10 protein-coding genes and 1 pseudogene are annotated in these 12,877 nt (G+C 41.5%); 6 read left to right on the forward strand and 5 right to left on the reverse strand.

Annotated features, from left to right (window positions below; all coding sequences use genetic code 11):
- Positions 1 to 52: 52 nt before the first annotated feature.
- Positions 53 to 783 (reverse strand): annotated as a pseudogene (locus tag CDG77_RS05210) (DUF429 domain-containing protein).
- A 151-nt stretch (positions 784 to 934) separates the two neighbouring features.
- On the opposite strand from CDG77_RS05210, the gene CDG77_RS05215 reads away from it, so the two are divergent.
- The 3 genes from CDG77_RS05215 to CDG77_RS05225 all read left to right on the forward strand — a co-directional run bounded on the left by CDG77_RS05215 (position 935) and on the right by CDG77_RS05225 (position 4,447).
- Positions 935 to 2,200, forward strand: a complete 1,266-nt coding sequence (locus CDG77_RS05215) for a glycosyltransferase family 4 protein (RefSeq protein WP_094328349.1) — start codon at positions 935 to 937, stop codon at positions 2,198 to 2,200.
- An 82-nt stretch (positions 2,201 to 2,282) separates the two neighbouring features.
- Positions 2,283 to 3,149: a hypothetical protein gene (locus CDG77_RS05220; RefSeq protein WP_094328350.1), complete on the forward strand. Its 867-nt coding sequence runs from the start codon at positions 2,283 to 2,285 to the stop codon at positions 3,147 to 3,149.
- A 164-nt stretch (positions 3,150 to 3,313) separates the two neighbouring features.
- On the forward strand, positions 3,314 to 4,447 hold the full coding sequence (locus CDG77_RS05225; protein WP_094328351.1) for an SAM-dependent methyltransferase: 1,134 nt from the start codon (positions 3,314 to 3,316) through the stop codon (positions 4,445 to 4,447).
- A 96-nt stretch (positions 4,448 to 4,543) separates the two neighbouring features.
- On the opposite strand, the gene CDG77_RS05230 is transcribed toward CDG77_RS05225, so the two are convergent.
- A complete protein-coding gene (locus CDG77_RS05230; protein ID WP_094328352.1) occupies positions 4,544 to 5,449 on the reverse strand; it encodes an acyl-CoA desaturase in 906 nt (301 codons plus the stop codon).
- A 496-nt stretch (positions 5,450 to 5,945) separates the two neighbouring features.
- Complete coding sequence (locus CDG77_RS35205; RefSeq protein WP_143856961.1) at positions 5,946 to 6,263, reverse strand: hypothetical protein; 318 nt, start codon at positions 6,261 to 6,263, stop codon at positions 5,946 to 5,948.
- A gap of 256 nt (positions 6,264 to 6,519) precedes the next feature.
- Between CDG77_RS35205 and trpS the strand changes: the two genes are divergently transcribed.
- Both trpS and CDG77_RS05240 read left to right on the forward strand, forming a co-directional pair.
- Positions 6,520 to 7,530, forward strand: a complete 1,011-nt coding sequence (gene trpS / locus CDG77_RS05235) for a tryptophan--tRNA ligase (protein ID WP_094328353.1) — start codon at positions 6,520 to 6,522, stop codon at positions 7,528 to 7,530.
- 58 nt (positions 7,531 to 7,588) lie between these two features.
- The gene (locus CDG77_RS05240) at positions 7,589 to 8,509 is read left to right on the forward strand and encodes a methylenetetrahydrofolate reductase (protein ID WP_094328354.1); all 921 of its coding nucleotides are present in this window, start codon (positions 7,589 to 7,591) and stop codon (positions 8,507 to 8,509) included.
- Between the two features lie 201 nt (positions 8,510 to 8,710).
- Here the strand turns inward: CDG77_RS05240 and CDG77_RS05245 are convergent, their stop codons facing one another.
- Positions 8,711 to 9,259, reverse strand: a complete 549-nt coding sequence (locus CDG77_RS05245; protein WP_094328355.1) for a phosphate-starvation-inducible PsiE family protein — start codon at positions 9,257 to 9,259, stop codon at positions 8,711 to 8,713.
- 179 nt (positions 9,260 to 9,438) lie between these two features.
- Positions 9,439 to 10,350: a tetratricopeptide repeat protein gene (locus CDG77_RS05250; protein ID WP_094328356.1), complete on the reverse strand. Its 912-nt coding sequence runs from the start codon at positions 10,348 to 10,350 to the stop codon at positions 9,439 to 9,441.
- A 264-nt stretch (positions 10,351 to 10,614) separates the two neighbouring features.
- Between CDG77_RS05250 and CDG77_RS05255 the strand changes: the two genes are divergently transcribed.
- Complete coding sequence (locus tag CDG77_RS05255; protein WP_094328357.1) at positions 10,615 to 12,666, forward strand: elongation factor G; 2,052 nt, start codon at positions 10,615 to 10,617, stop codon at positions 12,664 to 12,666.
- The last annotated feature ends 211 nt before the right edge of the window (positions 12,667 to 12,877 follow it).

Genomic DNA, 12,877 nt, shown 5'->3' on the forward strand with positions numbered 1-12,877 from the left:
AATGCAAGTCGTTTTGGTAAGCGATCGCAATTCTTGTCGAGAAAGCCTTTGCTCAAATTCTTTGAGGGATGATAATGTAGCCTGTGGTGCGATCGCCTAATACCAAATTACGTTCTTCTCCCCAATACCACCAGTATGCACCAATGTAAGCGCAAACTAGGCTATCTAGTTTATCTTCGACTGCTTTGAGGGCTGCGCCGGTGGTGGGGATTTCAAGAGGAAAGGAACCGCAGAGGCGCAGAGTCTGCAGAGAGGGGGAAAGAGAGGGGAAGATATTGAGAAGATAATTTTGGAGTTTGATTAGTTCTAGGCGGCGATCGCTGAGTCGTCCTTTTTTGTATTTGAGGATGCGTTCTAAGTTGAATAGGTTAACGATTGCTGGGTGGGGGAAGACTTCTATTTGATATCTGCTGAGTTTTTGCGGTTCAATGTGGGTGCATGGGCAAAACCGCGTGATTCTAATTCTAAGCCAAAGTTGATGGTGCGATCGGCAAAGGGTAGGTTTTGATTAGCTGGGTAGCATCCCGCATGATATTTGCCAAAGTATTTGTGGCTAAGTTTGTCGGGGAGGCGACTCCCGGTAGCGTTGGGTATGAGGGTAGGTGCATCTACGGCGATGATAGCTGGTTCCTTTTGCACGCTTTGATCGATCCAGGTGAGAATGTCTGCAATGGCTTCTTTGCGGTCTAGATCGAGGAGTTGCAGTTGTCCATCTATCCATTCTAAACAGCACAATCCACTTGGTTGCGATCGCCAGCCTAAATCAATGCCAATAAATTTCATTGTAATAACACGAATTTGCACTTATTTTCACATTTACGGGCAACCATTTCCCTAAATTTTCTTGCTAAGAATCGTGAAAAATAATCTTATAATCTTAAAAAGATTGTTTTAATTTATTTTATCTGGCAATAAATTAATCAAGATTATTCCCATGAAAATCTTATTTTTACATCCCAATTTCCCCTCGCAATTTCGTAATCTAGCGACAGTTTTAGGTAAAGATCCTAATTGTCAAGTTGTCTTTGGGACAAATCGTCGTGAAGGGGAAATACCTGGGGTTTATAAAGCTATTTATACTCCTTCTCGTGAAGCTGCTCCCCAAACCCACCATTATGTCCGCAGCCTGGAAAATGCTGTTCTTACCGCCCAGGCTGTCTATCGCGTGGCAGAAAAATTAAAAGCCGAGGGTTTCGTTCCAGATATAGTTTACGGCCATTCTGGTTGGGGGCCGACTTTATTTATGAAAGATGTTTTCCCCAAAGCAGAATTATTGTGTTATTTCGAGTGGTTTTATCACGCTCACGGTTCCGATGCAGATTTTGATCCCAATGAACCACTGAATGCTGATGATGAATGCCGTATCCGCGTGAAAAATACGCCGATTTTGACTGATTTATATAGCTGCGATCGCGGTCTTTCTCCGACGTATTGGCAGCGACAGCAATTTCCCAAAGAATATCATAGCAAACTCACTGTAATTCATGATGGTGTTGATACCAATTTTTTTGTTCCCAAACCAGGTGCAAAGTTAGTTTTACCAAGAATAAATCTGGATCTTTCCCATGTGGAAGAGTTGGTAACTTATGTAGGACGCGGGATGGAACCTTATAGAGGTTTTCCGCAGTTTATGGAAACGGTAGCGCTAATTCAGCAGCGAAGACCTAAGTGCCATGTAGTAGTTGTAGGAGAAGATCGGGTGGCTTATGGGAAGAATCTCCCTAATGGTCAGACTTATAAACAATTAATGCTAGAAAAATTAAAATCATCTTTGGATTTATCGAGGCTGCACTTTACAGATAGGCTTCCTTACAATGAGTACCTTCAGGTTTTACAAGCTTCTTCTGCTCATATTTATTTAACCCGTCCTTTTGTTTTATCTTGGTCAATGTTAGAAGTAATGGCAGCAGGATGTTTACTAATAGCTTCTAAGACTTCGCCAGTATTAGAAGTCGTACAAGATGGAGTAAATGGACTGCTAGTAGATTTCTTTTCTCCCCAAAACATTGCTAATCGGATTGAAGAAGCACTGAATCATCCCCAAGAAATGAACGGAATTCGTGCGAATGCGCGAGAGACAATTCTGAAGCATTATGATTTAGCAAAACTGTTACCACAGCATTTACAATGGATGTTTGCTGGAAAAAATTCTGAGAGTTTGAAAAAGCGGTCAGTTTCTAAAGGATTTGGCAAACATTAGATGGCATTAGTCATTAGTTATTGATCGTTAGTTACAACTAACAAAGGGCAAATAACAGAGAAATATAAAAGCGATATTTCAAATGCGGATTATTTTTACTATTGCCCATTTTTTTAAACCTAGTAATGAGGGTCGTCATGCTTCTCAACGCAAAGACCCACAACCCCGCTTGCAGGCGTTAACTAAAAGCATTACCGCCTTACACGAATTATTTGGCAAATCTCAAAGGATCGTCAACATTGCTCAACGACTAGCTTTCCCTGCTAACCAACCTCAATCTCACGAACTAGATATTGTTATTTGTACAACCAAAGATCATCATCTTCTTAATCATCTTCCCTTGCCATCCCATTTATACAAGCATCATTCTACTAATGTAGAACCTCTGCTTTTAGGATTTGAGTGCCAAGCTGTTCTACAAAGTTATCTTGGTCAGTATGATTACTACTGCTTCCTTGAAGATGACCTAATTATCCATGACCCTTGGTTTTTTATAAAATTAAACTGGTTTACCCAACAAGCAGGTGATTTAAATTTGCTCCAGCCAAATCGTTATGAAGTCTCCCCCCACGGTTTGGTTCACAAAGCTTACATTGATGGAGATTTGGCTTTTCGAGTAACTGCCCCCTTTCAAAATGTCCGAGAGCAACAAGAACTAAAGGGTACAATCATGAATACACCAATCACCTTTATTCGTGCCCTCAACCCTCACGCAGGCTGCTACTTTTTGAATGCAAATCAAATAGCTCAATGGGCTAATCAAACTTATTTTCTTGACCGGGATATTAGCTTTGTTGGCCCTCTAGAAAGTGCTGCCACCTTGGGAATTATGAAGACATTTCGGATTTACAAAACCTCACCTGAACAAGCAAGTTTTTTGGAGATTCAGCACTTTGGAACTGGGTTCCTGGGGCTAATTGGAGGACAAGTGGGTTTAGCAGAAAGGTGAGAAATATTTAGCCAACAGTTTTATCTCTCGGCTCAATCCCGTATTATATCTTCAAAAATATTCCTAAATGTATGTTAAAACTTCTTACGTTTTAATGTTAAAAACTGAAAAAATCTAAAGATGATACTCATGTAGCGTTTTTTAATGCTTTTAGGAGTATGACTATGACTGCTGATACTCTGTTGCAAGAAATAGAAAAGTATATCCCTGTTGTGGGAGATATAAATATCAAAAGCCCATTAGCATACCAAGTAACTCGTGGGGCTGTTGAGGTAGTCAACACAGTCCAAATGGCAGTGGCAGAAGCTTATATTAACGGATTAGAAGTTCCTGATTCAGTTCTAGAATCGCTCTTCGATACCTGTATGCCAATTTTATTTCAGTATTTCCCATCCCTCCTAGCACCCTATGAATGGGTATTAAAAGAAACCGATCATCTCGCCGAAGGATCGCGGGAACTAATGAAAATTCAGTACGACTTGCCTCAAGCCATGCTGAATACTATGTTGTGGGACGGGAAACTCATTTATCCGAAGTATAGTATGGGATTGTGGGAAAAAGGAGCATTAAACCTTGAGCAATCGCAGATGCAGATGATTGATGATGTGATTGAAAAGCTAGATATCCAGGATGGAGACAATATCTTAGACTTTGGGTGCGGGTGGGGATGTGTTCCTAATTACATTCTTTCTAAGTTTCCCAATGTCAGGTTTACGGGTCTTAATTTAAGCCACGAGCAATGTGAGTATATACGCCACAAAATGCAAGATCCTGAAAGTTATCTCAGTTCAGATCGGTTTACCCTATATGAAGGTGATTTGAACAATGCAAATTTCGAGACAAAGTTTGATAAAATCCTCTCGATTGGTGTTTTTTGTCATGTTGGTAACTTAACAGCAGCCTTTAAAAAATTAGCTTCGTTTTTGAAAGATGATGGCAAAGTTTTTATTCACATCATCACAGTCCGCATCCCTAACAATATGTCTAGCGTTTACACCCACAAATATATTTTTCCACACGGTCGATACTGGAATTACAATGCTGTTCCTAGCCATCAACAAGACCTCAAAACAGTTAAACAATGGTATATCAATGGCTTTAATTACTCTAAAACACTAACTAATTGGTTACGAAATTTTGACGACAATCAGGCAACAATAAAAACATTAAACTATGGCATGGACTATGCCAAGTTTCGCCGGATATGGAGGTTTTATTTGATATGGTTTATTCGCAATTTTGCTAGTTGTGATGGAGAATATAATGGTAATGGTCAATTTTTAATGGTTCATTCTTAGGCGGACAAAGCTAAAGTTTCCCCTGATAGGGGTTGAACAACATAGTGTCAATTACATTCCCCATCATTTAGTTTGACCAATTTACCAACCGAAATATCAGACAGATATCTTTGCTTCAGCCTGGAACACTAAGTTCTGACCGTTTCGGTTTTTGGCACGGGTAAGAAGTTCTGTTTCAGAAGGGACTCTAACTTTTGACGCTAGCTTCAGGAACTCAAGCATTCTTATGAACCAAAATGTAGGGTCTGGAAGATAAGCAACCCGGCCCTCTCGCACGGTTATGCCATGCCGAGCTGACGACTGGAATGCATGATGAAGATTATGCCAGCCTTCACCCAGGGTCAGAAATGCGACAAGCCAATAGTTCCTACTATGGTCGTTGGTTATGAACGGTTGCTCGCCAAATATGTGGCTGAGTGAGTTGACGGTGGCGACACCGTGGAAAAGGACAGTTGTGCTGAGGAAAAAAGCGCCGAGATATTCAGTTCCACCGATGTAGTAAGAGATAGCACCAAGAGCAACCGTAGGAATAAAGTGTAAACGGTCAATAATCTTTAAAACCAGGTTACTCTCAACATCCGTGGGAAGCTTTGAGGGAAAAAACTGTGGGGAGAATAACCATCCAGCCTGAGACCACCAGAATCCTTTGATTCCCTTGAAAGGTAGATAAGGGGAATGAGGATCTTTTTCTTGGTCTGAGGATTGATGATGGGCCATGTGGTGAGCTTTCCACCAACTTGGCCCCATCTGCCCAGCTGAAGCAGCCACGATGCTTCCAACGCATAAAACTGACGTTGGAGCCTGGTAGCTCTTGTGGGTGAGTAGCCTATGGTAGATGCCAGTAGTTGCAAGCATTCGTATTACATATAACAACACGGCCCACAAGGCAGCACCCCACGATAAGCCAGTAAAAATAATGATTAGCGATCCTAAATGACTCATCACGATCAAAGTAGGGCCTATTATGTAAGAAATCATCGTGAACTGAGAGTACTGCTTCATTCGTCTTCTAACGTCCTTAATCTTCAAAATACAAATGCACTACATCCTAGTCGCAGTTAAGCCTGCGGACAACATAATGCCCACCCTTGCCAGCGCTAACACTACAGGGATATCTTGGCACAATTCGCTTCATAGAATATAAAAAGTCCAATTCAAACACAAGCGGCTGCAAAAAAGCAGTGTGAGAAAAGCTCTAGAAGGAAAGTTGGTTTATCAAGGCTATTTATGGTAGTGGGTGTAGTAAGCCAAATATTTATTGATGTTTGCACTTATTTCTATTTTTCTCTCACTCTACACCCAGTCTACTTAGTGTCATTCCATTATGGAATTAGAGTAGTCAAGCTTTCATCAGTAAAGTCACTAGGGTGGAAAAATTAATTCACAATTTCCAGATTAGTGCTAACTCTATCTGACAAAAACTGAAATTTTTTTATTTCTGTAAATCACAGCTATTTTCAGGCAAATAGACCACGCAGTAGGTAACAGCATTGCTGTGTTATTTGAACGCAACCTTCTGCATTGTTAATGTATCGACAAACAATGGCTTTGTATTGAGACTACAGTAAGTAGCCACCTTACAAGCTATAGGATTACTATTTGATTTTTGAACGAAATTAGGTATTGTAGAGGAGCAAGTGCGTTGCGGTGAATCCAGCGCTGTAGGCGGGTTTCCCGCCGTAGGCGACTGGTGAACCCAAAGGGAGGTTCCCTCCGTTGTAGCAACTGGCGTTGTGTTAGAACGGAGTTCGTAACGCACTATTATTAAGGGTTTGATGCCGTACTCTCCGCGCTCACATTCTACGGATATTTTCATAAATCAAACCGGATTCCTATATCATTAGCACACAAACTTGTGTCATTACTTCACTAAGTTGTCGTTTTCCTTCGTTAAGAGTTTCTATAGCAATCCGAGATTGAGTTAAAATCTTCATCTCGGAACGGCGAGTTGACCTGGAAAATGTCAAAATTAAATGAGTTTTGCGTAGGTGCATACTCCTACACAGAAGCGACTTGTCACCAGACATCGCCACTTTACATAGCGCAGAATTGAGATAACTTAGTTGAAATTTATGGGCAAGCAACGTGTTCTTTCTGGAGTTCAACCAACCGGCAATTACCATCTAGGTAACTATTTGGGAGCCATTCGCAACTGGGTAGAAGGTCAGAGCGAATACGAAAATTACCTCTTTGTGGCTGACTTACACGCGATTACAGTGCCACACGACCCAAAACAGTTAGCGGCTGATACCTACACTCTTGCTGCTCTCTATCTAGCTTGTGGTCTTGATTTAAATCACTCCACCATTTTTGTCCAATCTCACGTTTCGGCCCACAGCGAACTCACCTGGTTGCTCAACTGCATTACACCTCTAAACTGGCTGCAAGATATGATCCAGTTCAAGGAAAAGGCTGTTAAACAGGGAGAAAATGTGAGTGCAGGTTTATTGGATTACCCTGTGCTAATGGCGGCTGATATTTTGCTTTACCAAGCTGATAAAGTGCCAGTGGGTGAAGACCAAAAGCAACACTTAGAATTGACACGAGATATTGCAGCTCGGTTAAATCACCAATTTGGTAAACCAGATCAGCCCGTGCTGAAGTTACCAGACCCTTTGATTCGTAAGGAAGGGGCAAGGGTGATGAGTTTAGCAGATGGTACACGCAAAATGTCAAAGTCCGATCCTTCTGATTTAAGCCGAATCAGTTTGCTAGATTCACCAGAACAGATTCAATACAAAATTAAGCGTTGTAAAACCGATCCGATTCGGGGGCTGACTTTCGACGATCCAGCGCGTCCAGAGTGTAATAATTTGTTGACGCTGTATACATTGCTTGCTGGAAAGAAAAAGGAAGATGTCGCAGTTGAGTGTCAGGATATGGGCTGGGGACAATTTAAGCCATTGTTGACGGACACGATAATTGAGTCCCTGAAACCAATTCAAGAAAAATATCATTCGGTAACGGCAGACAAAAGCTATTTGGAGTCTGTGTTGCGGGATGGAGGGGAAAAAGCTAGAGCGATCGCTAATCAAACTTTATCACAAGTAAAAGCTGCTTTAGGCTATTCTCTTCCTCTATAGGCTTTCGCTTTTAGGTGTGATTTGCTATACCATTTAAGAAATTGAAATTCTTAATTTTATGCATTACACCCATAGCTCCACAGCCTTCCAGAGAGCTGTACAAGCAGGTGAATTTCTAGTTACCGCTGAGGTAGCACCGCCGAAAGGGGGAGATCCAACACACATGATTCAAATGGCGGCGACTCTTAAGGGAAGGGTTCATGCTGTCAATGTTACTGATGGTAGTCGTGCAGTGTTACGGATGTCCTCGTTAATGGCATCAGTGATTTTGTCACAAAATGGCATAGAGCCAATTTGTCAAATTGCTTGCCGCGATCGCAACCGCATTAGTTTACAAGCTGATTTAATGGGCGCTCATGCTTTAGGTATTCGTAATATTTTAGCGTTGACTGGCGACCCAGTAAAAGCAGGCGATCATCCAGATGCCAAAGCAGTTTTTGACTTGGAAGCGGTGCGACTTCTGCAACTAATTCGGAAGATGAATCAAGGCGTTGATTGTAATGAGAAACCTTTGACTGATGGAGCGTTAGATTTATTTGTTGGTGCAGCAGTAGATCCGCAATGTAAAAGTTGGTCGGGTTTGCAAAGTCGATTTGAACGCAAAATCGAAGCAGGAGCGCAGTTTTTTCAAAGTCAGTTGATTACTGATTTTGATGTTCTAGAAAAGTTTATGGATACAATTGCTGCTGGCTATAAAAAACCGATTTTGGCAGGAATTTTTCTATTGAAATCGGCAAAGAATGCTCAGTTTATTAATAGATGTGTTCCGGGTGTAAATATTCCCCAACATATTATTGATAGATTGGCAAAAGCTAAAGATCCTTTTGAGGAAGGAATAAAAATTGCCGCCGAGCAAGTGCAAATAGCGCGGCAATTGTGTCAAGGTGTCCACATGATGGCGGTGAAGCGAGAAGATGCGATCGCGCCAATTTTAGATTTGGCTGGCATTGCTCCAGTTAATCAGTTGGTATCTATGTAAAGAAGATAACGAATATTTTATTAAAGCAGATGGTAACAACCATCTGCTTTTTTAATGCTGCAATCAGCCATCGACGAAGATAAGTTATTTCTTTTTGGCGTATTAGACCACTATTACCACAATTCAAAGAGGAATCAGGAGATAAGACAGACAAGGAAGAAAATTCTACCTTATCTCCCTACTGCCTATTTTCCTCATAATTTATCCAATTGGTTGATTTTCATCACATTGATGTGAATACTGAAATTCCAAATCATTTTGCCGTTCTCTACCTCCTCTATACACAATCGGACAAAACTTAGTGTTAGCGCTCATACAATCCATGTGTGGAGTTTTAGCACACACCACGAGTAGTCCACCCAGAACAAACAACAAACCACAAATTGCAAGCGTATTAACCCAATAAATTTCCAGCGCTCCGTGAACCACTACCTCACGCAGTAGAGATACAATTGTTACCTCAACTGCCACTCCTACAGAGATACTATGTTCTTGCAAATAGACCATTAATAGTCGAAATAACTCGACTAAAATTAACACAAATAGTATTTTTGCAGTCACGTGTTTATAGTCTAGTGGCTGCACGAGGGCGATCGCTATCCCCCACAATTGGATTAGCATAACGGCAAACAAACCCAAACACAAGACAATCACAATTAAGTCTTGAAAGGCTTCCATGTTGCGAACAATTGAGTGCCGATCGAGCCAGCGATCGCTAAATAAAAATCGACTTTTCTGGCGCTTTTGCATGTACGTTTTTCCAATCGGGACAACTTCAGACAACACCAGCGAGTTAACCCAATAGTTTTATGTTATGCAATATTAAGCTTTTGCGCCTCAGCGAGGTTGGTAATTTATCAGTCATTGGTCATTGGTCATTAGTCATTAGTTTTTAGACAAAAGACAAATGACTAACGACTATTTACTATTCATTTTAAATTTTGTGCCTGTTGCAACAATTGTTCGGCATTTTTTGCCCATTGAGGATTACCCTGAGCTTTGTATAAATCTTTAGCAAATTGGAATACTTGTACTGCATCTCCATATTGCTTTAACTGGATAAAAACTAACCCTGCACCATAATAAGCGTTGGGATAGTTAGAGTTAGCCTCGGCTGATTTTCTAAAAGCTTCTAATGCCTCTTGGAATTTACTTTGTTGGAAAAAAATTGAGCCGAGATTGTAGTAAGCTTCTGGATACTTAGGATTAATTTTTAATGCCTGATAAAATGCACTTCTGGCTGGATCGAGTTTACCTTGTTGGAGATAACACATCCCTATATGATAAGGAGGTTCTGGTGCATTTTTGCTATATTCAATCGCTTTTTTAAAAGATGCGATCGCTTTCTCACAATCTCCTTGCTGCTCTCGTACCAAGCCCAAGTTATAATGGGCAAATCCTAATTTTGGATCGAGTTCTAGCGATCGCTGCAAATAATCGTTAGCTAACTGTAAATTATTGCCTTCTAACAACGCACCACCTAAATTAGCAAAAGCTGGAGCAAATTTCGGATCGGCTTGCGTTGCTCGATAAAATGCATCCGCAGAGGGTTGTAATTGTCCCGTTTGTCGGTACGCTAATCCTAAATTATAGTGCGCTGGTGCTAATTTCGGATCTAACTTGGTTGCTTGTTTAAAGGCTGCGATCGCATCTTGTACTTTTCCCGCCTGAATTGCCTGTAAACCTTGGTTCAACCAGTCTATGGCTGTTTTACCATTAGATTGTGCCAGCTTTGAGGGGACAGAGGGAGAGAGAGAAAGAGACGGCGAGGGAATACTAACAACCAACAAAGTCAAACTTACTAACCCTATTATGGGATATTTAGAAAATGATAATGTCATTGATTTTCTGATTCGCAACACTTTCAGTTAAATTTACTTGATAAAAAGTTATTTACAAAAATTTTAGATTCGCTATTAAACTTTACTGCCATTAACTTTTGTTAAGCTAAATCTTACGACAGGCTACATTTTTTTAAACTTTCGATTAAAGGGTGGATAATAACAAATTAAAGAAGGGGTAATTTTGACTCCAGAGAACCATTTTTTATCCCTTGATATATACGGAATCATGCGGTTATAAAAGACTTACCGCAAGGGGGTTTTATGAACGAAAAAGTAAAATCGGGTTCGCGGAATGTGGCAATTGTCGGGCCTTATTTAAGTGGAAAAACTACTTTACTAGAAAGCTTGTTATTTGTCACAGGGGCAATTTCTCGCAAAGGGAGTATTAAAGACAGTAATACAGTAGGAGATAGCGCTGCTGAGTCGCGCGATCGCCAGATGAGTGTAGAAGTCAGCGCCGCTAGCACTGAGTATAACGACATTCGCTTCACTTTTATTGACTGTCCGGGAAGCGTAGAATTTGCCCAAGAAACCTATAATGCTTTAATTGGAGTGGATGCAGCAATTGTAGTTTGCGAACCTATCCGCGATCGCGTCCTCACCCTCGCCCCTCTATTTAAATTCCTAGACGATTGGGAAATTCCCCACCTCGTCTTCGTCAACAAGATGGATCGGGCAAATATTCATGTCTTAGAAACGTTACACGCCCTGAAAGCAGTATCTAGCCGTCCCCTGGTAGCCCATCAATATCCCATCATGAACGGGGAACAACTCACCGGCTTTATTGATATGGTGAGCGAACAGGCATATAAATATCATCCAGGCGCACCTGCTGACCCCATTCCCTTCCCCGAAAATTTAAAAGAAGAAGAACATAAAGCACGGGCAGAAATGCTCGAAGCCCTAGCAAATTTTGACGATCGTTTACTCGAAGAACTTTTAGAAGATATCGAACCACCCCAAGAGGAAATCCTCAAAGATTTAAAAATGGAATTAGGGGCAGATTTAGTAGTGCCCGTTTTCTTTGGTGTGGCAGAACAAGATTATGGTGTTAGACCTCTATTAGAAGCTTTGTTACGAGAAGCCCCCGAACCAGAAACCACAGCAGAACGTCGTTTAAAAAACTTAAAAGGTGATACACCTTTAGCGCAGGTATTAAAAACTTACTACACTCCCCAAGGTGGCAAACTTTCTCTCGTGCGTGTTTGGCGGGGCAAATTAACTGATGGCATTGTCCTCAATGGCATTCGGACTGGTGGAATTTTCCGCCTTATGGGACAACAACAGCAGTTTGTTAACCAAGTTAGTGCTGGTGAAATTGTCGCATTGAGCCGTTTAGAAGGAATTAAGACAGGCGATACAATCTCTACAGAACAGCAATCAGTGATGGAATTACCCAAAGCTGTACAGTTGGAACCTGTATATGCCCTCGCCATTACACCAGAAAAGCGCAACGATGAAGTTAAACTCAGCAGTGCCATTACCAAGTTATTAGAAGAAGACTGTTCACTTGCTTGGGAACAACACGGCGATACTCACGAAGTAATCCTGTGGGGTCAAGGTGAGATTCATTTACAAGTTACCCTAGACAGACTGCGCCGCAAATATAATCTACCGATGACAACCCATTTACCGCAAGTGCCTTATAAAGAAACCATCCGCAAAACGGTGGCTTCAGTTCATGGGCGCTACAAGCATCAAAGCGGTGGCCACGGACAGTTTGGTGATGTTTTTCTCGAAATCAAGCCTTTACCACGGGGTACAGGTTTTAACTTTAATGAAACCATTGTCGGTGGCGTGGTTCCGAAACAGTACATTCCTGGCGTGGAAATGGGCGTGCGGGAATTTCTCACACATGGGCCTTTGGGCTTTCCAATAGTGGATTTGTCGGTAACTCTGACTAATGGTTCGTATCACAACGTTGATAGTTCCGAACAAGCCTTTAAGCAAGCTGCCCGATTAGCTATGCAAACGGGGATACCCCAAGCGGAACCTACCTTGTTAGAACCAATTCTGCGGGTGGATGTTACCACACCGAGCGAATTTACGTCTAAAGTGCTGCAACTGTTGAGTGGTAGACGGGGGCAAATTTTAGGCTATGAGGGAAGAAACGATTGGCAAGGCTGGGATAATGTATCTGCATACTTGCCACAAGCTGAGATGCAGAATTTTATTGTAGAACTGCGATCGCTCACTCTTGGCGTTGGTTCCTTCCACTGGGAAAATGACCATTTGCAGGAAGTACCGGAAAAGCTTGCTGAACGTGTCATTCATAGCAATGGCAATGGTGGTAATGGCAAGGGCAATAAATGATTTTGGACTTTAGGTTGTTCTTACACCATCGTAGGCTTTTTTAATTTGCGATCGTTGAAAACCATAGATCCCTGATTTCGTCAAAGCGATCGGGGATCTATTTATGTTGTCTATCAAGGTAAATACGTCATTCTTTAATGTGAAATAGACCTGTGTGGTAAGGGCAATTTATGTAAACGTAAGCCAACTTTTCGCAGGATATTACCCCTAA

This window comes from Nostoc sp. 'Peltigera membranacea cyanobiont' 213 (assembly GCF_002245975.1).
GTDB lineage: Bacteria > Cyanobacteriota > Cyanobacteriia > Cyanobacteriales > Nostocaceae > Nostoc.